Annotated in this window: 27 protein-coding genes and 1 tRNA gene; 19 read left to right on the forward strand and 9 right to left on the reverse strand. The window is 66.3% G+C overall.

The annotated features are described in order from the left end of the window. The first annotated feature begins 47 nt into the window (after positions 1-47). From IPG14_RS16360 to IPG14_RS16375, 4 genes are read left to right on the forward strand one after another with little or no spacing between them, the layout of a single operon-like run. Entirely contained in the window at positions 48-1139 is a 1092-nt protein-coding gene (locus IPG14_RS16360) for a hypothetical protein (protein ID WP_343392534.1), read from the forward strand. Beyond that, positions 1109-2173, forward strand: coding sequence for a glycosyltransferase family 4 protein (locus IPG14_RS16365; RefSeq protein WP_343392535.1), 1065 nt, complete (start codon positions 1109-1111; stop codon positions 2171-2173). Before IPG14_RS16360 ends, IPG14_RS16365 begins: the two co-directional genes overlap by 31 nt. Then, positions 2173-3153, forward strand: coding sequence for a glycosyltransferase family 4 protein (locus tag IPG14_RS16370; protein ID WP_343386989.1), 981 nt, complete (start codon positions 2173-2175; stop codon positions 3151-3153). Before IPG14_RS16365 ends, IPG14_RS16370 begins: the two co-directional genes overlap by 1 nt. Before the next feature lie 31 nt (positions 3154-3184). After that, complete coding sequence (locus IPG14_RS16375) at positions 3185-4222, forward strand: glycosyltransferase family 2 protein (RefSeq protein WP_343392536.1); 1038 nt, start codon at positions 3185-3187, stop codon at positions 4220-4222. Positions 4223-4240: 18 nt separating this feature from the next. Here IPG14_RS16375 and IPG14_RS16380 read toward each other — a convergent pair whose 3' ends face one another. The 5 genes from IPG14_RS16380 to IPG14_RS16400 all read right to left on the reverse strand — a co-directional run bounded on the left by IPG14_RS16380 (position 4241) and on the right by IPG14_RS16400 (position 6789). Continuing rightward, positions 4241-4555, reverse strand: a complete 315-nt coding sequence (locus IPG14_RS16380; protein ID WP_343386987.1) for a YbjQ family protein — start codon at positions 4553-4555, stop codon at positions 4241-4243. Between the two features lie 60 nt (positions 4556-4615). Next, complete coding sequence (locus tag IPG14_RS16385) at positions 4616-5281, reverse strand: nitroreductase family protein (protein ID WP_343392537.1); 666 nt, start codon at positions 5279-5281, stop codon at positions 4616-4618. A gap of 50 nt (positions 5282-5331) precedes the next feature. After that, entirely contained in the window at positions 5332-5937 is a 606-nt protein-coding gene (locus tag IPG14_RS16390; RefSeq protein ID WP_343392538.1) for a TetR/AcrR family transcriptional regulator, read from the reverse strand. A gap of 4 nt (positions 5938-5941) precedes the next feature. Further along, entirely contained in the window at positions 5942-6115 is a 174-nt protein-coding gene (locus IPG14_RS16395; protein WP_343386984.1) for a hypothetical protein, read from the reverse strand. Between the two features lie 233 nt (positions 6116-6348). After that, on the reverse strand, positions 6349-6789 hold the full coding sequence (locus IPG14_RS16400) for a hypothetical protein (protein ID WP_343386983.1): 441 nt from the start codon (positions 6787-6789) through the stop codon (positions 6349-6351). Between the two features lie 147 nt (positions 6790-6936). Here IPG14_RS16400 and IPG14_RS16405 point away from each other — a divergent pair, with 147 nt between their 5' ends. The 3 genes from IPG14_RS16405 to IPG14_RS16415 all read left to right on the forward strand — a co-directional run bounded on the left by IPG14_RS16405 (position 6937) and on the right by IPG14_RS16415 (position 9005). Next, positions 6937-7530 carry a hypothetical protein gene (locus tag IPG14_RS16405; protein ID WP_343392539.1) on the forward strand — a complete coding sequence of 198 codons (594 nt, stop codon included), beginning with the start codon at positions 6937-6939 and terminating at the stop codon, positions 7528-7530. Next, a complete protein-coding gene (locus IPG14_RS16410) occupies positions 7527-8468 on the forward strand; it encodes a hypothetical protein (protein ID WP_343392540.1) in 942 nt (313 codons plus the stop codon). Before IPG14_RS16405 ends, IPG14_RS16410 begins: the two co-directional genes overlap by 4 nt. A gap of 72 nt (positions 8469-8540) precedes the next feature. Further along, positions 8541-9005 carry a pyridoxamine 5'-phosphate oxidase family protein gene (locus tag IPG14_RS16415; RefSeq protein ID WP_343389319.1) on the forward strand — a complete coding sequence of 155 codons (465 nt, stop codon included), beginning with the start codon at positions 8541-8543 and terminating at the stop codon, positions 9003-9005. A gap of 354 nt (positions 9006-9359) precedes the next feature. Here IPG14_RS16415 and IPG14_RS16420 read toward each other — a convergent pair whose 3' ends face one another. The 3 genes from IPG14_RS16420 to IPG14_RS16430 are packed head-to-tail and all read right to left on the reverse strand — an operon-like array spanning position 9360 to position 11923. Continuing rightward, positions 9360-10346, reverse strand: coding sequence for a GNAT family N-acetyltransferase (locus IPG14_RS16420; RefSeq protein WP_343392541.1), 987 nt, complete (start codon positions 10344-10346; stop codon positions 9360-9362). Positions 10347-10397: 51 nt separating this feature from the next. After that, entirely contained in the window at positions 10398-10910 is a 513-nt protein-coding gene (locus IPG14_RS16425) for a hypothetical protein (protein ID WP_343392542.1), read from the reverse strand. Between the two features lie 56 nt (positions 10911-10966). Next, positions 10967-11923 carry an alpha/beta hydrolase gene (locus IPG14_RS16430; protein WP_343392543.1) on the reverse strand — a complete coding sequence of 319 codons (957 nt, stop codon included), beginning with the start codon at positions 11921-11923 and terminating at the stop codon, positions 10967-10969. A 133-nt stretch (positions 11924-12056) separates the two neighbouring features. Here IPG14_RS16430 and IPG14_RS16435 point away from each other — a divergent pair, with 133 nt between their 5' ends. The 11 genes from IPG14_RS16435 to IPG14_RS16485 all read left to right on the forward strand — a co-directional run bounded on the left by IPG14_RS16435 (position 12057) and on the right by IPG14_RS16485 (position 21882). Then, positions 12057-12851: a DUF169 domain-containing protein gene (locus IPG14_RS16435; protein ID WP_343387155.1), complete on the forward strand. Its 795-nt coding sequence runs from the start codon at positions 12057-12059 to the stop codon at positions 12849-12851. Positions 12852-12972: 121 nt separating this feature from the next. Beyond that, the gene (locus IPG14_RS16440; RefSeq protein ID WP_343386976.1) at positions 12973-13173 is read left to right on the forward strand and encodes a hypothetical protein; all 201 of its coding nucleotides are present in this window, start codon (positions 12973-12975) and stop codon (positions 13171-13173) included. A 60-nt stretch (positions 13174-13233) separates the two neighbouring features. Then, on the forward strand, positions 13234-14661 hold the full coding sequence (gene tcuA, locus IPG14_RS16445) for an FAD-dependent tricarballylate dehydrogenase TcuA (RefSeq protein ID WP_343386975.1): 1428 nt from the start codon (positions 13234-13236) through the stop codon (positions 14659-14661). 274 nt (positions 14662-14935) lie between these two features. After that, positions 14936-15154 carry a hypothetical protein gene (locus IPG14_RS16450; RefSeq protein WP_343386974.1) on the forward strand — a complete coding sequence of 73 codons (219 nt, stop codon included), beginning with the start codon at positions 14936-14938 and terminating at the stop codon, positions 15152-15154. 89 nt (positions 15155-15243) lie between these two features. Further along, positions 15244-15510 (forward strand): hypothetical protein, encoded by a 267-nt coding sequence (locus tag IPG14_RS16455; RefSeq protein ID WP_343386973.1) that lies wholly within the window; start codon positions 15244-15246, stop codon positions 15508-15510. Positions 15511-15620: 110 nt separating this feature from the next. Then, positions 15621-15696: transfer RNA gene (locus tag IPG14_RS16460), tRNA-Thr, on the forward strand. A 231-nt stretch (positions 15697-15927) separates the two neighbouring features. Then, positions 15928-17715: an ABC transporter substrate-binding protein gene (locus tag IPG14_RS16465; protein WP_343392544.1), complete on the forward strand. Its 1788-nt coding sequence runs from the start codon at positions 15928-15930 to the stop codon at positions 17713-17715. Between the two features lie 84 nt (positions 17716-17799). After that, a complete protein-coding gene (locus IPG14_RS16470) occupies positions 17800-18753 on the forward strand; it encodes an ABC transporter permease (RefSeq protein ID WP_343392545.1) in 954 nt (317 codons plus the stop codon). Continuing rightward, positions 18753-19721 carry an ABC transporter permease gene (locus IPG14_RS16475; RefSeq protein ID WP_343392546.1) on the forward strand — a complete coding sequence of 323 codons (969 nt, stop codon included), beginning with the start codon at positions 18753-18755 and terminating at the stop codon, positions 19719-19721. The genes IPG14_RS16470 and IPG14_RS16475 overlap by 1 nt, the downstream gene beginning before the upstream one ends. A gap of 101 nt (positions 19722-19822) precedes the next feature. Then, positions 19823-21127: an adenylosuccinate synthase gene (locus tag IPG14_RS16480; RefSeq protein WP_343389327.1), complete on the forward strand. Its 1305-nt coding sequence runs from the start codon at positions 19823-19825 to the stop codon at positions 21125-21127. Between the two features lie 110 nt (positions 21128-21237). Further along, a complete protein-coding gene (locus tag IPG14_RS16485; protein WP_343392547.1) occupies positions 21238-21882 on the forward strand; it encodes a GNAT family protein in 645 nt (214 codons plus the stop codon). On the opposite strand, the gene IPG14_RS16490 is transcribed toward IPG14_RS16485, so the two are convergent. Then, positions 21819-22022: a hypothetical protein gene (locus IPG14_RS16490; RefSeq protein WP_343386967.1), complete on the reverse strand. Its 204-nt coding sequence runs from the start codon at positions 22020-22022 to the stop codon at positions 21819-21821. The two genes, IPG14_RS16485 and IPG14_RS16490, sit on opposite strands and share 64 nt — an antisense overlap. Before the next feature lie 258 nt (positions 22023-22280). Between IPG14_RS16490 and pdxS the strand changes: the two genes are divergently transcribed. After that, complete coding sequence (gene pdxS, locus IPG14_RS16495) at positions 22281-23165, forward strand: pyridoxal 5'-phosphate synthase lyase subunit PdxS (protein ID WP_343392548.1); 885 nt, start codon at positions 22281-22283, stop codon at positions 23163-23165. The last annotated feature ends 103 nt before the right edge of the window (positions 23166-23268 follow it).

Genomic DNA, 23268 nt, shown 5'->3' on the forward strand with positions numbered 1-23268 from the left:
TTCACAAGCATTGACCACCCTCGGCCACGCCCATACCATACGGCCCGATGCCTCCCGGAACCAGCGGACTGGAACGCGATCTCAACCTGGTCCGGCGACGGGCCTGGTTGTTCATCCCCTTCGCCATCCTCGGCATCCTCGCCGCCCTCTTCGTGGGCCGCGCCACGGGCGATTCCAATGCCGTCGCCTCCCTCACACTCGATACCACCGTCCATGACCTCGTCGCCGGGGGGGATCGCGGCCTCCGCATCTTCGAGGCCCAGGAAATGACCAGCGACGATCGTTTCCGCCAGAAGGTGAAAGACGCCATCGGCGACCAGGACTTCGATTTTGGCCGCTTCGCCATCAGCCTCAGCCCCATCAGCGTCGCCGACGGCATCTCCCGCGGCATCCTCACCGTCTCCATCACCGATCCGGATAAGGCCAGTGCCGAGAAGTACCGCCAGGCCTTCGTCGATGTGTTCCAGTCCGAATACGTAAACGAGGAAGGCCTCTACCGTCAGAAGTTCCTCGAGCGCCGCGCGAAGGTCGCGGAGGATAACCAGGCCGAGTACCTCAAGGCATACAGCGCCCTGAAGGCCTCCGTCCCCGCCAGCATCGCCGTTGATGCCTACCTCGAAACCCGCGGCAACTCCACCCCGTCCACCGCTTCGAACGAGGCACTCGCCCGCCTCCAGGTCGAACTCGCGCAGGTCGATGCGACCCTCGCCGCGGCCGCCGGTGCCTCTCCCGCCGCACTCGCCGCAGCCGCCTCCTCCCTCCTCGGGCAGCCGGTCGCCGCCGCCGATGCGCAGGCCGCCCTCACCCTGAAGCGCGCGGCCCTCGCCGCCGCCACTGCCTCCTTCTCGAAAAGCGCCACCACGATTGCCGAATCCCAGCTCAATGCCGAGCAGTTGCGGCTCCTCGATACCGCCCGCGGCCTCCGCCAGGTGAAGGAAGAGTCCTACATCCGGCTCGCGAACGCGCAGGTCGCCGTCCAGAGTGCCGAGAGCCACGTCGATGCCTCCTACAGCTTCTCCGGCGGCCTTGCCGGCTCCCTCCTCGGCCGCATCGCCGTCGCTCTCGCCGTCACGATCGTCTTTGGACTCGTTGCGATTTACACTCTTGAGTGGCTGAGCCCGGCGCGCACCAGCAAGTGAGCCGGGTCCTGCCGGCTTCGCCCATGCGCATCGCTGAGATCAACGACATCGCCTCCGTCGCCTCCGAAATCGGGGCCGGCCTGCGCGCGCGCGGCCACGAGGTGACGCTCTTCCATCCGCGCCTCGTTGGTGCGTCCCTCCACCCCCAGGTTAAGCCGATCACCGCTCCCGTCCGCGCCCTCGATTGGATGGACCTCATCCGCCGGATCCGCGCCGGCAACTTCGAACTCGTCCACATCCATTACGCCTACCTTGGCAACATCGGTTCGCTCGGCGGCTTCCCCTACATCCTCCACTGCCACGGGACGGACCTCCGCGGCGCCACCCCTGTCACCCGGCCGATTATCCGCAAAGCCCTGCGCGACGCCCGCCACGTCTTCTACTCCACGCCCGACCTGGAGTCCTACGTCGCCCGCGTCCGTGACGACGGTGAGTTCCTCCCGAACCCGATAGACACAACCCACTTCCGCCCAATCGTCCCCGCGCGCGAACGGCCGGGCGTGCTGATCTGCTGCGGCCTCACTGAGGTGAAGGGCGCCGGCCGCTTGCTCGCCGCCTGCCGCCAGCTCGCCGAAGAACGCCCCGATATCCGCATCACCGCCATCGGCGGCGGCGAGTACACCGCCGCCTTCCAGGCGCTCCCCAACGTCACCGTCGTCGCCCACCAGCCGCGCTGGAAGCTCCCCGGCCTCATCAATCAGCACGGCGTCGCCGTCGGCCAGGTCCGCCTCGGCAGCGCCGGTATGGCCGAACTCGAAGCCATGGCCTGCGGCCGCCCCGTCATCACCTGGTTCAACGAACTCCACGCCTACAGCGAAGTCCCGCCCTATGTCACCGCCGTCGATGGAGTCGAGGTCGCCAGCGCGATCAAGAACCTCGTCGACCAGCCCGAGATGCGCGATCTGCTCGGCGCCCGCGGCCGCGATTGGGTCGCGCGCCACCACGGCCTCGACCCCGTCGTCGACCGGGTGGAGGCCGTCGCGCGCGCGATAGTCGATGGGGAACCGATCCCCGCAGCGGTCGCGGCCGCCTGATGCGGTTCGTCCAGGTCAACGACATCGCCTCCGTCGCCAGCGAGCTGGCAGTCGCCCTCCGCAAGCGCGGCCACCACGTTGATCTGCTCTACCCGAAGCTCCACGGCGCCGGCCTCCCGCCGCTCGGCAAGCTCGCCGTCTCCCCGCTCCGATTCGTCGACTGGATGCGGCTCGCCTGGCGCCTCCGCCGGGGCAACTACGACGCCGTCCATATCCACTATGCCTACCTCGGCATCGTCGGCCTCCTCGCCCGAGTGCCCTATGTCCTCCACTGCCACGGAGACGACGTCCGCGATGTCGACCGCCGCGTCTGGGCCCCGCTCATCCGCCTCGCCCTGAAGCGTGCCCGCCACGTCTACTACTCAACCCCGGACCTTCGCGAAGCGCTCATGCGCATCCGTCCCGATGCCGAGTTCCTCCCCAACCCGATCGACATCGAACAGTTCCACCCGTGCCCGCTGCCGCCGGATGCCGAGGATGTCCTCGTCGCCTGCGCCCTCGCGGAAAACAAGGGCGTGTCCAACATCCTTGCCGCCTGCCGCATCCTCGCCGGCGCCCGTCCGGAGGCCCGCGTCACCGCCGTCGCCGGCGGCTCCGGGACTGCCGAAGCCGAGTCCCTCCCCAACGTCCTCCTCCTCATGCACCAGCCGCGGGCCAAGCTCCCCTCCCTTATGGCCCGCCACCGCGTCATCGTCGGCCAGGTTTACCAGGGCGCCGTCGGCATGGTCGAACTCGAGTCGCTCGCCTGCGCCCGCCCTGTCGTCGCCTGGTTCACCTACCCGGAGGCCTACGAGGAGCCCCCGCCGTTCGTGCAGGCGCTCACTGGCGAGGCCATCGCTGCCGCCGTCACCCGCCTCCTCGAAGACCCCGCGGAGGCTGCCCGCATCGGCGCCGAAAGCCGCGCCTGGGTCGAACGCCAGCACAACGCCGTCACCATCGCCGGGCGCATCGAGGCCCTCGCCATCCGTCTCTCGCGTTGACCGCATAGCCGCCCCTGCCTAGGGTGGAGCGATGACGACTCCTCCGGCCGCGCACGGCCGCCTCGATGCTTCCCCACTCGAGCTCCCCGCCCGCCCGCTGGTCTCGATTGTCATCCCCTGCCTCAACGAAGAGCACTACATCACCGCCCTCCTCGATTCGCTCGCAGCCCAGGACTATGGCGCCGATGGCATCGAAGTCCTCGTCTCCGATGGCGGCAGCACCGACCGCACCCGCGAACTCGTCCGCGAGTACCCCTCCCGCTTCGCCCGCCTCGAACTCGTCGATAATCCCCGCCGTATCACCGTCGCCGGGCTGAACGAGGGCATGGCTGCCTCCCGCGGCGATTGCTGGATCATCATCGGCGCACACAGCAAGGTCCGCGCCGATTTCGTCCGCGAATCCGTCGATGCCCTCCGCCGCACCGGCGCCGCATGTGTCGGCGGCCCCATCGAAACCATCGGCGAAGGCGTTGCCGGCCTCGCCATCGCCGCCGCGATGTCCTCCCCTTTCGGCGTCGGCAACGCGAAGTTCCGCTACGCCGAAGAAGAAGGCGAAGTCGATACCGTCCCCTTCGGCTGCTATCACCGCAAGGTCTGGGATGTCGTCGGCCAGTTCGATGAAACCGTCGATGGCGCCGATGAAGACAGCTACAACCAGCGGCTCATCGATGCCGGCGGCAAGATCTGGCTCACCCCGGCCATCCGCAGCTCGTACTATCCCCGCCGCACCTTCAAGGCCCTCGCGAAACAGTACTGGGAGTACGGCGCCGCCAAGGGCACTCTCTTCCAGCGCGGCCGCCCGCTTCAGCCCCGCCACTTCGCTCCAACCGGCATGGTCCTCGGCGGCCCCGGGCTATGGCTGCTCGGCAGGTTCTCGAAGCGCGCCCGCCGCCTCCTTTGGCTGTTCGCCGGCGTCTACCTCGCCGGCGGCTCGGTCATGGCCGCCCGCGCAGCCTCCAGGAACGGCGCCAACCCGGTCCTCACCTTCGCCGCGATGGCCACCATGCATGCCAGCTACGGCGCCGGCTTCGCCTCCGGTTGGTGGCGCGAACGCAACAGCACGCGCTAACTACCGGGAAGGCCTCGCCTACCCGAACTTCACCGCGGTCCCGGAAGCAGTCACCATCAGCATCTGCCCGCCGACCGTCTCGTAATCGATATCGATCGCGATCACCGCTTCCGCTCCCAGCGCCTCGGCCGCGCTCGTCAGCTCCTGCATCGCGATGTCGCGGGCGTTGCGCAGCTCTTTCTCATACCCGGAAACGCGCCCGCCCGTGATATTCCGGAACGCCGCCCCGATATCCCGGCCGATGTTCGCGCCCAGGATGCTTTCGCCAGTGACAATCCCGAGATATTCGCGCACCGGGCGCCCTTCAACAGTCGTGGTGGTAGTGAGCAACATTCGTGGTATCTCCAGCCGTGTGGTGCGCTCAAGTGTACGGCTCGCACAGTCTGGTCTGCGTTAGCCGCCGAATGCTTCCCCATCCCATCGCTCCCGGTGAGCGAACGCGGAGACGGGCCTGCGCTTCAGCTTTCGCAGCTGCTTCACCGGCTTTCCGATCGGTATGACGGCACAGACCGCCATGTAGTCTGGCAGGTGGAGCAGCGCCTTCACGCGCGCCTCTTCGGCGATTGGCATGGTCGTCAGCACGCCCCCGAGGCCCTCGTTCCGCGCCGCCAGGAGGATGTTCCAGGCAAGTGGGTAGATCGAGGCCCCGCTCGCGATCCCCACCCGCGGCAGGTGCTGGTCGATCGAGGCGACCACGCGCAGGTCCACGCAAACAACGAGCACCACAGGCGCTCTCCGCACCGGCTCGGTTAACCCCGGGGGGATCGCCGTCGCCGCGATGGTCTCGGCCGTCACCTGGCTCGGCACAAACGTGTTCCATGGGTTCTCGCCCGCCGCCGTCTGCGCGGCATACCGCTGTGCCGCCGGCCTCGCGAGCTCCGAGAGCGCGTCCTTCGTGCTCTGCTCCCGCACCACGATGACGTGGCCGCCCTGCCGGTTTCCGCCGCTCGGCGCGAACCGCGCGTTCTCGAGGATCCGCGTGAGGACTTCGTCCGTTACCGGGTCAGGCGTGAATTCGCGCGCGGCAAAGGCCGTGCGCATGGCGTCGTACAGTTCCATGCCGCCGATTGTCTTGCGCGAGGGCCGCCGCTGTCGATGGACCTCGGGCTTCAGCCCGTAGGCGTGGGGCCAAGCGCCCGCTTCATGAGTTGCTGAAGTTGGTTGAACTGCCCAATCGGGTCCGATCCCGGGTACATCAGCTTCAGCAGTCGCGCCCCCCAGTAGAACGCCAGGAGCGCCTCTCCTAGCTGCTCTGGGTCGAACCCGGCCACGTCCTCGCCATACTGTCGTTGCAAGAGATAGGCAATGCCGCTTCGCACCTGCTCCTGGTGCTCCCGGTACTCCTCTGCCGCGGCGAGGTCGCCATCGCGGACCGCGATGAGCATCTGCTCAAGGAACATCTGCGTGTCGATCGCTTCTTCCGCTGTATTGATCGCGGCGAACGTGATGCCCGCGAGTTCGTCGAAGGAGAGTTCCAGCGCGCCCGGGTTCTCCCAGGCGTGCTTGATCGCCTCGGCCGATTCGTTCATGCAGCCCTGGGCGAGCTGCTCTTTGTTCTCGAAATAGCGGTAGATGGCTCCAGGTGAACAGCCCGCAACCGAAGCGATCTCGGCCATCGTCGCGGAAGCGATTCCCTTCTGCGAAAAGACCTTTGTGGCCGCCGCCAGGATGCTCTGGCGGCGAGCCTCAAGATGCGCGTCGGATACCCGGGCCATGCTTCTACTTCGCCCCTACCGAAAACGTCGGCTGGAGGTGGAGTCTACCCCGGGCTACCTTGAGCGCACGCTCAAGCCGGTCGATCCGCAGGAGCTGCTCCCACTCGATCCGCCGTTCGATCGTGCGCGTCGCCAGCGCGAGGTCCGACTGCCGTGCCCTGAGCAGTTCTTCGTACATGGTCTTGTCCTCCTGAGTGAATGAATGACCATTCACTGAATGAATAGTCGTTCACTTTGCCGGCGAAGTCAACCCCCCGATGGTGAAGGTTTCGTGAACGTCGCCACAGTGCGCCTCGCCCCGGCCGCCGCACGCCAAAACGAGCACCCGTGGGTGCTCGTCAGGAAGTTGAACTGTGGGCTCACGCCCGGTTCGCGCGGTGGCTAAACGAACTGCGCCGGGGAGGCAGACCCCTAGTTGAGGCCGTCCTTTGCCACCGCAGGCGCCCGGTTCTTCGGCGTCAGGGCCGCACCGAGCCCCGTCAGGTCCTTCTGCGCCGGCCCCGGTCCGCTCCAGTTTGCGGTGTCGGTCGAAAGTCGCTTCGGGCCGACGAAGTAGAACTGGACCGTCCGGCCAGCCTTGCCGCAGCCTGCCTTCTGGGCGTCTGCCACGACATCGACGACGTAGACAATCCCGCTCGTGTCGTTGGCGGTTACGCCGTCGCCACAGACCGTCGCGGAAGAACCGTCGAGCACAATCGCAATCACCGTATCGCCAGGGCCGATGCCTGTCGGCACCTTGCCGTAGTACGTCGTCGGTGGCGGAGGCGGGAAGTCGGCCGCCGAGACCAGGGCCGGCACTGCCGCCGCGGCAACGGCAATGGCGCCGAACCCGAGAAGAATCGCTCGTTTCATGGTGCCTCACTCGTGGGGCTCGAAGGCCCCCATTGCTTGCAGCGTAGGAGTGCCTTCTTATGCAGGCAAGGTGCGCGCGCGCTGTTGCCCGCCAACCTCTCCAACTGTTTACTGACAGTTTACAGCCGATGTGAACCGGGAGTGTCCGTGCCGGTAATTGTTACCTTCCGCAAAACCATCGCTCCAGCCGCCCGCCCCCTGCGGCGCGCATTCGCCTTCGTCGGGCGCTCCCGCCGCCGGGCACGCTACCTCCGCGACGGCATCGAAGGGATCGCCATGGAACTCCGCCTCACCCCAAACGCCCACGTCGAGATCCTCCGCGAGTTCGGCGCCTCCGTCGGCAAGGACGTTTCAATCCACGGCCCCATCCACATCGTCAACGCCGGCAGCGACTTCTCGCGGCTCTCCATCGGCGACCGCGTCCACCTCGGCACCGATGTCCTCATCGACCTCGCCGGCGATGTCACCATCGAATCCGGCGCCACACTCTCCATGCGCTGCAACCTCGTCACCCACATGGATGTCGGGCCGGGCCCGCTTCGAGACCGGCGCCCGCGCCAGGAGGGCCCGGTGCGCATCGGCGCCGGCGCCTACCTCGGAATCGGCGCCACGGTCCTCCACGGGGTCACCATCGGCGAAGCGGCAACGATCGGCGCCCACGCCCTCGTCGACCGCGATGTCGCCCCCGGCGCCACCATGCTCGCCCCTCGCGCCCGCCTCTCCCAGGCCGGCCCAGAGTGACTCCCGAGGACGAGCGCCGCGGCCGCATCCTCATCCTCGGGCTCCCCTACTTCGGTGCTCTCCTCGCGGATGCCCTTGCCGGTCTCGGCTGGCGAGCCGAGTTCCTTCCCCACCCCGGCCGCAGCGCTGCCGGTTGGGCGCGTGTCGCGAAGGCCGCCGCCCGCGCCGATATCGTCTACCTCATCGGCTCCCGCATCGACCGCGCATCCCCCCAGGACCGCCTCCTCCGCCTGCGCCGCCGCCCGGTCGTCATCCACTGGGTCGGCACCGATGTCCAGATAGCCGTCGATGAGCATCGCCGCCACAACATCTCGCTCCGCGTCGCCGAACGCCCCATCCACTGGTGCGACGCCCCCTGGCTGGTCGATGAATTGCGCACCATCGGCGTCGTCAGCGAGTACGTCCCCCTCCCCATCCCCATCGAAACCGCTCCCGCGCCGCCGCTCCCGGAAACCTTCTCCGTCCTCCTTTACTATCCCGTCGATGCCTTCGACCGCGAAGTGTTCGACATCGAAACCATGCTGCGCCTGCCCCTCGAGTTTCCCGCCGCCCGTTTCGTCCTCATCCCCTCGCCGCCGGAAACGCTGCCGGCTCCCCTGCCCCGGAACCTCGAAGCCCGCGCCTGGGTCGATGACATGGAAGCCCTCTATCGAGAGACAACCGTCGTCGTCCGCCTCACCAGCCACGACGGCCAGTCGTTCATGGCCGCCGAGGCCCTCTCCCGCGGCCGTTACGTCATCTGGACCCACCCCATGCCCGGCTGCATCAAGGCCGAGGGCCCCGAAGCGGTGACGAAGGCACTCGGCAGCCTGCTCAAGAAACACGATGACGGCGTCCTGAAGCTCAACACGAGCGGGCGTCGCGCCGCCCTCGAACGTTTCGGCAAAGGCCGCCCCCTCCGCGAACTCGATGAACGCCTCCGCGGCCTCTTGCGATAGTCCCTCGCCCGCCCGGCAGGTTGCACGCGCCTTTGGTAGAGTCCGCGCACCCCATCGCCCCGAGGAAAGACCATGGACGTTTCCTGGCAAGAACTGGCCCCCGATTTCCATCGCATCACCGGTCGCGTCGTCTGGTGCAGCGTCACCACCGTCGATGGCAAGGGCCGTCCACGCTCCCGCATCCTCCACCCGGTCTGGGACGGCGCCACCGGCTGGATCGCCACCGGCCGGGATTCCTTCAAGGCCAGGCACATCAAGCGCAACCCCTTCGTCTCCCTCAGCTACTGGGATCAGGAACACGAACAGGTCTATGCCGAGTGCAAAGCCAGCTGGGCCGATGACCAGGAGACCCGCTCCCGCGTCTGGGACCTCGTTAAGAACGCTCCGCCGCCGATCGGCTACGACCCTGCCCTGTTCTGGCAGGGCGGCCCCACCGACCCCGCGTTCGGAGCACTCCGCCTCGAACCCTGGCGCGTCGAAGTCTGGTCACTCCGCGAGATGATGCAGGGCAAGCCATCCCGCGTCTGGCGCCAGTAACCAGCCACCCAACCCCCACGTTACCCCTTCCCCGAGGCGGGCCAGCCCTGGCCCAACGAACTCCATCACTCCCGAGGCGGGCCAGTCATGGCCCGTGCGCCCCCAACCCCGAAAGCTTCCCCATCGCCCCCCAACTCCCCTTCTCCCAGGCCTGGGAGAAGGGGCCGGGGGATGAGGGTCGCGCGCCCCCCATTACTCCCGAGGCGGGCCAGCCATGGCCCGCGTGCGCACCCCAACCCCGGAAAGCTTCCCATCGCGCCCCAACTCCCCTTCACCCAAGCCTGGCAGAAGGGGCCGGGGGATGAGGGTCGCGCGCCCCCCAACAGACTCGCGGGAGAAGGGGCCGGGACGGCCTCACCCCGCGCGCAAGCGCATCGTCACAACTTCCCGGTCGACTCCACCCAGCCGCCGCTTGTACTCCTCGTCCCCACGCAGGAAGTCGAATCGCTTCCCTCCCCGCTCGATGCTTTCGCGTATTGCCGAGGCCTTGCTCACCAGCCCTACGGCCAGCCGCGAAAACTCCGGGTCGTATCCGCTGTTGTAAAGGAACGTGGTGCCGGCGTGCTCGAACGAGAGCGTCATCGCCACCGTCACACCATCCAGCGTCAGCTTCGCCAGCCGCAACATCCCGAGTTCCGCGAAGGTCGTGGCCAGGTCCCGGAAGAACGCCTCCATTACCGGCGTCAGGAACTCGTCCTTGTCGCCGCGGCTCGCCCGCATCAGCCGGAACAGCGTGTCCATCTCGCCGGCAACCGCGCTCGCCTCCGCCAGGCTCGTGAACTCGACAGCGCCCGCGGCTTCGAAATTCCGCATCTTCCGCCGCAGCTCGTGCCGGTCATGCTTCGAAAGTCCCCCAACAAACGCTTCGAAGTCCCCCGGCAGGTCCACTCCCGGGCAGACGGCTTCGTGGCTTTCACTTGATTCCCAACCTCCCGCCTCGGCCGCCTCCGCCAGTGCGTCGCGCATCGGCGAGTCCTTCGCCAGCCCCCAGAACACCGCTCCCGGCGTGAGGTCCTCCCGAAGCCATTCCAGCACCCCGGCCGCCACCGCTGCCTCTTCGCCGCCGAGAGCCAGCGGACCGGCATAGTCCTGGACATTGTGGTCTCCGAGCTGTCGCGCTTCCTCCCGGTCCATATCCAGCGCCGCAACGCCGACAAGGTGCTCCCCCCGCCTGATCGACAGGAACACCGGCGAAGTCCCACTCCCAAAGTGGCGAAGCCACACCCGGTACCAGGCCGGGTGCTGAAACGGCGTCGCGTCGCCCACCGTCGCCCAGAGCGCGGCCCACTCCGCTTCCAGGGTGTCGAATTCCTCCGAGGTGATCAGGGGCGCGTCAGCCACGAGGGGATTTTCGAGCGCGCACCGCTGGATGTCGATGCGGCTCCCCGCGGCTCATACAGGTTCGCGAAGTCGGCCAAGGATCGTCAGCGCGGCTTCCGCCGGCCCGACGCTCTCCGTGTCGATGACCAGGTCCACCCGCCGGTTTGGCGCCACATGTGTCGCGAAGGCGCGCCAGACTGCCCGGTTCGCCTCGAGGTCGTCGGCGAGGTGGCCGCCCTGCGGGCGTCCCGCGGCGCGCCTGAGCGCCTCGACCTCGGAGACGTCGAGCCTCACAAAGAGGGTGCCCGGTTGCTCCCGCTGGAGTTCGTCGAGGAACTCCCGGTCCGAAAGCCCGGTCGACTCGAGGACCGCCGCCGATTCCGCCGAATCGATGAATGTCCGTATTTCGGCGTGGAGTCCGGCAAGCGCTGCTTCCTTGTTCGCGAGGAACTGCTGCCGGTCGCCCCAGGCTTCCAGGAGCCGCGGTTCCCAGTCTCGCCACGCCAGGCCGAGGCGGCCCAGCTCCGTACCAACGGTCGATTTGCCGCTCCCGGCCGGCCCAAGCAGCACAACCGCGCGCGCCATGCCACTAGCCTACGCGGCCGTCGAACCCCAACGGCATCTCGGAGCAACTCACGGCGTCACAGACCCTTAAGGAACCCGATCAGTGCCGCGTTCACCTCGTCCGGCCGCTCTTGCTGCACCCAGTGCCCCGCCCCCGGCACCAGCACAAGGTCCTTCAGGTTCGGCACGTTCTGCCGGATCGTCGCTTCCGGCGCAAACCCCCTCACCGGGTCCTTCTCCCCCGTGATGAACAGCGCGGGCACCGTCACTTTCGCGTTCCGCCACGCCCCCATCAGGTTCCAGTTCCGGTCAATGTTCCGGTACCAGTTCAGCCCGCCCCGGAATCCATCCGCCTCGAACTCGCCCACGAAGTACTCAAGGTCCCGCTGCTTCAGCCACGCCGGTAGTTCCTCCGGGTCGACCATACCGTCCATGAATTTCGTCGTCGCTGCCGGCCGCGGCGCTGCCATCTCTTCTGTGCGGACCAGGTCCCCGGAGGCCGAGAAATACAGCTTGCGGATCGTGGCGGTTACGTCTGCTTCCAGTTCGGCCTCTGCAACCCCCGGTTCCTGGAAGTAGAGGATGTAGAAGAAGTTCTCGCCGAAAACCATCTTCAGCCCATCGGTCGGCTTGAAGTCGCCGCGAGGGCCATAGGGCACGCTCATCCCGACGACGGCCGGGAACCGGTCCGGGCGCAGAAGCGCGGAGTTCCACGCCACCGGCGCGCCCCAGTCGTGCCCGACGATGACCGCCGTCTCTTCGCCCAGCGCGTCCAGCAGCCCCACGATATCGCCCACCAGGTGAAGCTGCGTGTACTGGTCGATAGCTGCTGGTTTGTCCGTCTTCCCATAGCCCCGCTGGTCCGGCGCCACCGCGTGATACCCCGCCTCGGCCAGCGCCCCCAGCTGGTGTCTCCACGAGTACCACGATTCCGGCCAGCCGTGGCACAGCACCACCAGCGGGCCGCTTCCCGCTTCAGCGATGTGCATGTTGATCCCGTTGGTTTGGATGGTGCGGTGAGTGATCTCTGGCATGGCGCGGCTCCATTGCGAAAGTGGTTCGGCAGTCTCCCACGCCTGCCCCGCCCGGCGCCACCACTTCCTCCCGGCCACCTGCGAAAGGCGTACCATCCTGCCATCGCCCTCCCGGAGGCCCAACGTGTCTGTTATCTCCAGCGACGACATCGCGCTCGAAGACCCCCAGTCCTACGACTGGCCCAAACTCGTCGACGACCTCAACGGCCTCCTCCGCCTCAAGACCACGCCCATCGGCATGAAGATGTTCGCAACCGTCGAGGAAATGGCAGCCGTCCCCAGGCTCCGCCGCCCAAAGGATATCCACACCACCGACCAGATCGTGGCCCAGGCCGCTCGCCTCGGCTGGACGGTCGGCATCACCGCCGCGGACCTGGTGGGCGCCCAGTGCAGCACCGTCATCGGCCTCAGCCCACGCGATGACCGCTGGCTCTCCGGTAAGAACATGGCCGGTGTCTGGTTCGAAACTATCGAAGACTCCGCACAGCACCAGGCCGCGATGGATACCGTCCCCTTCGGCAAGTACCAGGCCATGGCTGTCTCGCCGCTCACCTCCGGCCGCCTCAACCCGCCCGACATCTGCCTCATCTACGCCACCCCCGGCCAGATGATCATCCTCATCAACGGCCTCCAGTGGTCCGGCTACAAGAAGTTCGATTGGAGCGTCGTCGGCGAGTCTTCCTGCGCCGATTCCTGGGGCCGCGCCCTTGCTACCGGAGAGCCGAGCCTTTCGATCCCCTGCTTCGCCGAACGCCGCTACGGCGGCGTCCTCGATGACGAACTCCTCATGGCCATCCCCCCGAAGTACCTCCCGCGCGCCATCGCAGGGATGGCGCGGCTCGCCGCCAACGGGCTCCGCTACCCCATCCCCCAGTACGGCATCCAGTCCGACGCCCGCGCCGGACTCGCCGTCAGCTACGGCGGCTGACCCCACCCACCCGGAACGGCGACCGCCAGGGAGCGGACCCTGCGTCCCCGGCCCGCGGCAGCGGCGGGGATTTCGCTCCCGGTTCCACGAAGAGTCGCTCTGTGGTGAACTTCTTCCCTGCATGCACCTCCAGGATGAATACGTGCCCACCCGGTTCGCCGCGAAGTGCGCCTACCTCCAGATGACCATGGGCAGCCACCGCCTCGGCCAGGGCCTCATCAACATCTGCCGCCACATCGTCCGCGATGGCCGCGAGTGCGTCGGCCCCTTCCTCGACGACACCGAGACAACCTGCGGCCTCTGGGAACCCAAGCCGAAGTAGCCTCCGCGCTCGAACGACACGTCATTGCTCGTTGCTCAGCACTCGTTGCTTAATTCGCTCATGCCAATTCCATCTGGTTCCGGCGGCGCCGCCGCTACCTACGAAACCGGCGTCCTCGTCGTTGGCGGCGGGATAGCCGGCCTCTCCACAGCCATCTCCGCGCGCCAGTCGGGCGCCGAAACCATCCTCATCGAAAAGGCCCCCATCGAGGGCCGCGGCGGCAACACCCGCTTCGCCGATGCCCAGATGCGCTTCCCCCACGAAGCCGATGAATTCGGCCCGCGCGATTACTCGGTCGACGACATGTTCGAAGACCTCATGCGTATCTCTCGCGGCCGCGCCAACCCGGACCTCATCCGCACCCTCTGCGAAAACGCCCGCCAGACCGCCGAATGGCTCACCGGCATGGGCCTCGAATGGGAAAAGGGCTACCCCCACACCGCCGGCTACCGCCGCAGCCCCAGCTCCGGCGGCCAGGGCCTTGTCGACCTCCTCTACCGTCGCCTCGAAGGTCTCGGTGGAGCAGTCGCCTACCTTACCGGCGCCATCGACCTCATCGTCCGCACCGATGGCTCCGTCGCCGGCGTCCGCGCACGCGGCCCCGAAGGCATCACCGATATCTACGCCAGCGGCGGTGTCGTCCTCGCCTGCGGCGGCTTCCAGGCCAACGTCGAGATGCGCGTCCGCTATCTCGGCCGCTTCGCGGACTCGCTCATCTTGCGCGGCAGCCGCTACAACACCGGCGAGGGCCTGCGCATGGCCATCGATGCCGGCGCCCAGCCGGCCGGCCAGTGGGGCGACTATCACTCCGCCGTCCTCGATGCCCGCTCCCCGAAAATCGAGTGCGGCGTCACCGCCCTCTACAACTACCAGATGGGCATCTTCGTCGACCGCCAGGGCCGTCGCTTCCTCGATGAGGGCGAAGACTTCCGCGACCACACCTACGTGAAGTTCTCCAAGTTCATCGTCGAACAGGCAGGCGGCGAGGCATGGTGCCTCTTCGACCAGAAGGCCTACCAGCGCGAGGAGTTCGCCCGCGCCTGGCGCCCCGTCGGCCCGCCGGTCGAAGCGAACACCCTTAAAGAACTCGCCGACGGCATGGAACTGCCCGCCGAGAACCTCATGGATACCGTCGCCAACTTCAACGCAGCCATCCAGCCCGGCGAGTACGACCTCGACCGTCTCGATGGCAAGCGCACCCTCGGCATCACTCCCCCGAAGAGCAACTGGGCCCTCCCGCTCGATTCTCCACCCTACCTCGCAATCCCCGTCACCGGCGGCATCACCTTCACCTTCGGGGGCATCCGCTGCGATACCTCCGCCCGCGTCATCGATACGCGCGGCCAGGTGATGGAGGGCCTCTACGCCGCCGGCGAGCCCATGGGCGAAATCTTCTACTACAACTACCCCGGCGCCAGTTCCGTCATCCGTGGCGCCGTCTTCGGCAAAATCGCCGGCGCCCACGCTGCCGCCAGGTCTCCCGCGTGAATCTGCGTTTCTATCTGAATCCGGAAACCGGCGAGCCTCATGTCCTCGATCACGGCGTCACGGAGCATGAAGTCTGGGAGGTCATGACGGGGGTTCATGAACGCACCGCCGCCGAAAGCGGATCGCTAATTGTTGTGGGGCAAACGGCGGCAGGGCGATGGCTCAAGATCATCGTAGTTGTGGATTCCGCGCCAAATTCGTACTTTGTAGTGACAGCATATCCGCCACGCCCGCCAGCAATTCGGGCAATTAGGCGACGGCGCAAAAACCGGTGATGACCAAGCAACGAATGCCCGATGGCTGGGACGAACACCGGATCGCGGCCTTGGCACGTCATTACGACAGCCAAAACGCCGCCGACGAACTCGCCGAGCTGAAGGCCGGCTGGGAACGTGGTTACTCCACGCTTCAGGTCCCGGAAGAACTCGTCCCTGCCGTCCACGCGCTGATCGCGCACTACGAAAGCTTGAGATCAGCCGTCGCCTCGGCCTGAACCTTCATCGGCTGTCGTCCGTGAACTTCCTCGCCTCTTCTCCCGGTCGCCCGCTGTCCTCCGCCCCACCCACTGCCGATAACGAATACATGGCAATGTTCTGGCTCTGGGGCGTCCGCAACCTCTTCGTCGTACTCGCGGGCGCCGTCGCCTTCGCGGGCTACAAGGGTGTCGCCGATTGGTCGATCACCCTCGTCGTCATGCTCGCTCTCGCCCTCGTCGCCGAAGCCGGCAACCGCATCGGCCGCAGGTCGCTCAGCAAGCAGCGCCGCAAGCGGGCCGCCCGCGAAGCCCTTCGCTCCGCCACCGACCTCCGCGATCGCATGCGCACCCAGGAACAGCGTCGCGCCGCCTGAGAGCGGCACCGGGCGGGAATCTCCTGCCCCGGGCCCCATGGCGCCCCCGCTTCCCCTCCCCTGCCCCAGTTCACTGAGAGCACCGCGGGCGCTACCATGCATCTCCGCAGGCCTCGATAGCTCAGTTGGTAGAGCGAGCGATTCGTAATCGCTAGGTCCACGGTTCGAATCCGTGTCGAGGCTCCATCCGCCTTTCTCGGGCTCCTGGCTGGCCAACCAGCCAGCGCCGGACCGTTGATGACGTGTCGTGAACGTCCCCCTTCCGCCGGTCGTTCACCACACCGAAACGGTTGACACTGCCCCGTACGGCAGGTAGACATGTGCTTAAGGCTATACCTGCGTATAGCGAAGATAGGCCAATCCTATCGCCGTGCTGCGACGTACAGTCCGTAGCACACAAGAAAGCAGGGGGAATTCATGGCTGATAATTATTGGGATAACTACTGGCGCGAGCGGAAGAGCCGCCGCCGCTTCCTCGGCGGCGCTCTCGCAACTGGCGCCGGTGCGAGCGCTCTCGCGCTCGTGGGTTGCGGTGACGACGACGATGACGGTGGCGATAGCCTCGCCACCCCGACCGCGGGCGCCCAGGCGACTGCGACTCCCGTCGACCCGCTCGCCGGCGCCAAAAAGGGTGGCGTCTACAAGATCGACGCCGCCGGCGACCCGCCAACCCTCGATCCCTACGGCAACATCAGCTTCCTCACCAAGGGCGCTGCGGCCGCTCACTACAGCCGGCTCTATATGTACAAGGCCGGCCCCGGCATCGCCTACGGCTCCGTCCGTCCCACGCCCGATGCCGCCCAGTCCGCGGAAGCATCCCCGGACGGCATGAAGTGGACCGTCAAGCTCAAGCCGAACGTTAAGTTCCACAACCTCGCACCGGTCAACGGCCGCGCGATGACCACCGAAGACCTCAAGGTCAGCTGGGAGCGCGCCAACTCCGCGACCTCGACCAACAAGCCTTCGGCCGCAATGCCCGTCGATAAGGTCGAATTCCCGGACGCCTCCACCATGGTCTTCACCATGTCCAAGCCGTCCGCCGTGTTCCTCGATGTCCTCGCCGACTCCAACATCTTCTACATCATGCCCAAGGAAGCCTTCGCGACTTCCGGCGGGTTCGATCCTGCCAAGATGATGATCGGCAGCGGCCCGTGGGTGTGGAACAAGTACGAACCATCCGTGAAGTGGCTCCGCGACCGCAACCCCGCCTGGCACAACGGCGGCACCGCCGGCGCCCCGTTCTTTGATCAGGTCGAGACCTCGATCATCCCGGAATACGCCAACCGCCTCGCCCAGTTCCTTGCCGGTAACACCGACTCTTCGGACGTCAATGCCGACGACCTCCCGTCGCTCATCAAGCAGTTGCCCAACGCTCGCATCGAAGCCCGAACTGGCCCAACGCTCAGCTTCACCTTCTTCGATCCCGAGGCGATCGCCTCTGGCTTCGCCAAGGACCCGCGCGTCCGCCAGGCCATTTCCATGTCCTACGACCGCGATGCCCTGATGGAACTCGGCTACAACGTCAAGAAGCTCCGCGACGCCGGTCTCAAGGTCGAGACCAAGTGGCACAACCTCATCCCAGCTGGCGAAACCGCCTGGTGGGTCGACCCGACCGGCCCCGAGATGGGCGATGCCGGGAAGTACTTCAAGTACAACCCGACCGAGGCCAAGGCCCTCCTCAGCGCCGCCGGCTTCCCGAGCGGCCTCGAGACCACCTTCCAGTACACCGCGAACCGCTACGGCAAGCTCTTCAACGACATCGCCGAAGCAATGATCGCCTACCAGACCGCGGTCGGAGTCAAGTCCACCACCGACGTCCAGGACTACAGCTCCAAGTACATCACCCAGACCTTCCTCGGGAACTTCAAGGGCATCGCCTTCGGCTATGAGACCCCCTTCCCCGAAGCTGGTTCGTACCTCACCCGCTTCTTCACCGACAACCCGACCAACCACAGCCGGATCAACGACCCGGCCATGCTCAAGATCGCCCAGGATGCGGCTTCCGAAGTCAACGAAGAGAAGCGCAAGGCCCTCTTCGTCCAGGCCCAGAAGCTCAACGCCGAGAAGATGTTCTACATCCCGAACGTCGCCGGCGCCGGCACCGGCTGGACCGCCAGCCAGGCCAACATCCGCAACGCCACCGAATTCGTCACGAAGGCCTACGGCGGCTACGCCGAGACCGTCCCATTCCGCTGGAAGGGCTAAGCCTCCAGCCCAGGCGCTCATAACAAACCCGGGGGCGCATCCGCGCCCCCGGGTTTGCGTCCAAACGAAACTCGGGAGCCTTTCATGCAACGCTATATCGCGCGCCGCCTCCTCCTGATGATCCCGACGCTCCTCGGCGTGACTTTCGTCGTCTTTGTCATGGTCCGCGCCGTCCCGGGTGACGTCATTGACCAGATCCTGGGCGACTTCGGCGCCGGCGACCGCGAGACCAAGGAGGCCCTCCTCAAGGAGTACAGCCTCGATGGAAACATCGCCGTCCAGTACGTCAGGTGGCTTGGAGACCTCGCCACCTTCGATTTCGGCAAGTCCATCATCAGCAACCGCACAGTCGTCAGCGAACTCCAGAATCGCCTGCCGGTAACGCTCGAATTGAGCATCCTCGCCATCATCTGTTCACTGACAATCGCCCTCCCCATTGGCATCATCTCGGCCATTCGCCAGGACACCATCATCGACTACGTCTGCCGGAGTCTTGCCATCTCCCTGCTTGCCGTCCCCGGTTTCTGGGTCGGGCTCATGCTCATCACCATGGCCGGCAAGTACTTCACCTGGGGTGTCCCACCGAAGAACTACATCGCGTTCACGGCCGACCCGATAGGCAACATCAGGATGCTTGCCATGCCGGCAATCATCCTCGGCGCCGGCCTCTCCGGAGGCGTGATGCGCTTCACCCGCTCCACCATGCTCGAAGTGCTCCGCCAGGATTACGTCCGCACCGCCTGGTCGAAGGGCCTCCGCGAGCGCGTGATCATCACCCGCCACGTCATGCGGAACGCACTCATCCCGGTGGTCACCGTCGTCGGCCTCCAGCTGCCCATCCTCGTTGGTGGCACCGTCATCATCGAGACCGTCTACTCCATCCCCGGGATGGGCCGCTACTACGTCGCCTCGGTCAACCAGCTGGACTACCCGGTCATCCAGGCGATTAACGTCATCGTTGCCCTTGTAGTCGTCTTCGCCAACCTCGGCGTCGACCTCATCTACTCGGTCCTCGACCCACGGATCAGGTACAGCTAATGGCCAGCAGCACTGACGCCCTCGTCCTCGAACAGTACGCCCTTCGCCGCGAAAAACCGTTCCATGAACGCATTCGCGCCGGCCTCTGGCGATTCATCACCAAGAAACCACTCGGTGCCTTCGGCGGGTTCATCGTCATCATGTTCCTCCTGATGGCGATCGCCCCGGCGCTCTTCGCGACACACGACCCGAACCCCAGTCCGCCGCCAATCCTGGAACGTCTCCAGGGCCCTTCGGCCGAACACTGGTTCGGCACCGACCAGTTCGGACGCGATGTCTACAGCCGCATCATCTACGGTGCCCGCACCTCGATGGTCATCGGCTTCCTCGTCGTCTTCGTCAGCGCCTCGCTCGCCTCAGTCATCGGCACCGCCTCCGGCTATTTCGGAGGCTGGTTCGATATCATCGCCCAGCGCGTCGTCGACGTGGGAATCGCCCTCCCCGGTCTCATCTTCATCATCCTCGTGGTAACCACGCTCACCCAGTTCCCACCACAGTTCATCTCAGACATCTTGCACCTGAACCCATCGGGTGAAGTCGTCTTCCGGATAGCCGTGGCCCTCGGTGTGCTGGTCTCGCTCGGTTCGTCCCGCGTCATCCGCGGGTCCGCTATCTCGGCGAAGCAGAACGTCTACGTCGAAGCAGCCCGTGTCGTTGGCGCAACCGACTTCCGGATCATGGTCAAGCACATCTTCCCCAACGTGTTTGCCGTCGTCCTCGTCTCCGCCTCCATCCAGGTTGGCGGCGCCATCCTCACGGAATCGTCGCTCTCCTTCCTCGGCTACGGCGTCCAGCCCCCAACTCCCAGCTGGGGCCGCATGCTCAACGAGGCGCGCGAGCAACTCACCCGCCACCCGCACCTGGCGGTCTTCCCCGGGCTGGCGATCTTCCTCGCCGTCTACAGCTTCAACATGCTTGGCGATGCCCTGCGGGACGTACTCGACCCGCGCCTCAGGGGTTCTCGCTAACTGCAAAACTGCGGATTGCTCGCCGAAACGCTCGCAGTCAGCGCCAGTTATACGTAAACTCAATCAACGGGCCCCGGCAAGGGGCCCGGAGTGTGTCTGCCATGCCTATCGTCGTCGTCGTCGGCGGGCAATGGGGCGACGAAGGCAAAGGCCGCATCGTCGATCTCCTCGCCCGCAAAGCCAAAGTCGTTGCCCGCTACAGCGCCGGAAACAACGCCGGCCACACCATCGTCAATGAGCGCGGCGAGTTCAAACTGAACCTCGTGCCCGCCGGTATCTTCTACCCGGAGAAAACCTGCGTCATTGGCAACGGTGTGGCCGTCGATCCCGGCGTCCTCCTCGGTGAAATCGAGGGCCTCCAGGCCAAGGGCATCGATACCAGCAAGCTCGTCCTCAGCGACCGGGCCCAACTCGTCATGCCCTGGCACATCGCACTGGACAAGCTCGATGAGGCTTCCCGCGGCGCCACCGCCATCGGTACCACCGGTAAGGGCATCGGCCCCTGCTTCGTCGATAAGGTGGCACGCCGCGGCATCCGCGTCGCCGACCTCCTTCGTCCCGAAGACCTCATCCCCCGGATGAAGAACTCGCTCGACTACGCCAATCGCGTCATCACCGGCGTCTACGGCGGCGAGCCCATCGATTTCGACTCCTGCTACCAGGCCTACCACGACTACGGCCTGCGGCTCTCGCCCTACATCGCCGATGTCCAGGGCGTCGTCTTCGATGCTCACCGGCGCGGCGAGTACGTCCTCCTCGAAGGCGCCCAGGGCTCCCTCCTCGACCTCGACCACGGGACGTACCCCTACGTGACCTCCAGCGTCCCCAGCAGCTCCAGCGGCGGCGCAGCCATCGGCGTCGGCATCGGCCCAACCGATATCCAGCGCGTCGTCGGCGTCTTCAAGAGCTACTGCACTCGCGTCGGCAATGGCCCCTTCCCCACCGAACTCTTCGACGATGTCGCCGCCACCCTGCGCGACCACGGCAAGGAGTTCGGCCGCGGCGAATACGGCACCACGACTGGCCGCCCTCGGCGCATCGGCTGGCTCGATGCCGTCGCGGCTCGCTACAGCGTCCGCTTCAACGGCCTCTCCGCGCTCGCCCTCACCCGCCTCGATGTGCTGGACAACATGCCCACCATCAAGATCTGCACAGGTTACGAACTCGACGGGAAGATCATCAGTTCGTTCCCGTCGCGCGAGTCCACCCTCGAACGGATCAAGCCGATTTACGAAGAGCTCCCCGGCTGGATGACGCCGACGACCGAAGTCCGCACCTTCGATGACCTTCCCCCCCAGGCCCGTGCCTTCATCAAGCGCGTGGAAGAACTCCTCGAATGCCCCGTCGACCTGATCTCCGTCGGACCCAGCCGAGAACAGGCCGTCATCGTCAACCCCATCTTCTAGGCCTCGTCGCCGCTGGGGCCTGTCCGCGTGCTTCCCGGCGAGGTGGTCCGGTCGTCCGTGCCCGAAGTGGCCCTCTCGAAAGGGCCACTTGCACGTCTACCCTGCGGCTCATGACCGCACTCGCCACCCTCCAGCCCGTCCAGCCCGTCACCCTCGAGGGCGAACACGTCCGCCTCGAACCGCTCTCGATGGCCCACGTCGATGCGCTCGTTGCCGCCTCTTCCGAAGACCGGTCGAACTACCAGTGGACCTTCGTGCCCGAGGGCGAGGACGCGACCTGCGAGTACGTATCCGCCGCCCTTGAACTCGCCGCGCGCTCCGCCGCTGTGCCCTTCGCCACGGTCCACCGCGCCACCGGCCGGGTGGTGGGTTCTACTCGCTTCGCGAACTTCGAGTTCCTCGGCTGGCCGCCCTCCAGTCCCCACTACCGGGGCGAAGGCGTCCCCGATGGGGTTGAGATCGGCTGGACGTGGCTCGCCGCTTCCGTCCAGCGCACCCCGGTGAACACCGAGGCGAAGTGGCTAATGCTCCGCCACGCCTTTGCGTCCTGGGGCGTCCGTGTCGTCCGCCTCAACACGGATCGCCGCAATGTTCGTTCCCGGGCAGCCATCGAGCGCATCGGAGGCAGGCTCGATGGCGTCATCCGGGCCAACCGCGCCGCCTCCGATGGCGCAGTCCGTGATACCGCCACCTACTCCATCATCGAGAGCGAATGGCCCGCCGCCGATGCCGCGCTGCGCGCGCGTCTCGCCTGAGTCGAATCCGGCCTCCGCGTGAGCCGCGAAAGCCATCCCTGGCGGCCGTTCAGGCGCTCTGCTTCGGCCGCCAGCTGGAGCTGGAGTATCTCCGCCCGCCGTTCGGCGAGCAGGATGCTTGCGATGTACTCGGTCAACATCTGGTCGGTTCCTCCTTCTGGGGGTCACTTCGAGCGTCGCTCCCCCGTGTAAACGTCGTGTGGCCGCCCGATGAACGGCGCGTGAATCCCGCTCCCCCGGTAAACACGCCTGCCGTCGCCCTTTCTGAAGCTGGCACCTCGCCCATGCGCCTTCGAACCGCCGAAGTGGCCCTATTCCCTCGCGCGTTCCGGACATAAACTCCAACCACTCACCGATTAGTCTGCCGCCCAAAGCGCGCGACAAGGAGTTCGTCCCCCATGTCTCAAACCGGTACCTGGGCGGTCAAGGTCGGCCTTGCCCAAATGCTCAAAGGCGGCGTCATCATGGACGTCGTCACACCAGAACACGCCCGCATCGCCGAAGAGGCCGGCGCCTGTGCCGTCATGGCCCTCGAGCGCGTCCCCTCCGACATCCGCAAGGACGGCGGAGTCGCCCGCATGAGCGACCCGGAGATGATCCTCGGCATCATCGATGCCGTGACCATCCCGGTCATGGCGAAAGCCCGCATCGGCCACTTCGTCGAAGCCGATGTCCTCCAGTCCCTTGGCATCGACTACATCGACGAGTCGGAAGTCCTCACCCCTGCCGATGAAACCCACCACATCGACAAGCACCAGTACAAAGTCCCGTTCGTCTGCGGTTGCCGCAACCTCGGGGAAGCACTCCGCCGCATCGGCGAAGGCGCCGCCATGATCCGCACCAAGGGCGAAGCCGGCACCGGCGATATCGTCGAAGCGGTCCGCCACATGCGCACCGTCCAGGACGAGATCCGCCGCATCCGCAACATGGCCGACGACGAGATCTACACCACGGCGAAAGAACTCGGCGCCCCGCTCGAACTCGTCCTCCAGGTCAAGCGCGAAGGCCGCCTTCCGGTCGTGAACTTCGCGGCCGGCGGCGTCGCTACTCCGGCTGATGCCGCCCTCATGATGCGTCTCGGCGCCGATGGCGTTTTCGTCGGCTCGGGCATCTTCAAGTCCGAAAACCCTCCGCTCGTCGCCAGGGCGATCGTCGAAGCAACCACCCACTTCAACGACGCCGAGGTCATCGCCCGCGTCAGCACCGGCCTCGGCAAGGCCATGCCCGGCATCAGCGTCGCTTCCCTCCCCGAAAAGGAACTCCTCGCCACCCGCGGCTGGTAACGTCGCTCCGGCATTCACTCTCGAAGCCCGGCCCCGAAACGGCCGGGCTTTCGTTTGCAAACGGGGAGCCCTGCACTACCGCTCTCCCGGCCGATAGACCCCC

The sequence above is a fragment of the Candidatus Amarobacter glycogenicus genome (assembly GCF_016704105.1).
Taxonomy (GTDB): domain Bacteria; phylum Chloroflexota; class Dehalococcoidia; order Tepidiformales; family Tepidiformaceae; genus Amarobacter; species Amarobacter glycogenicus.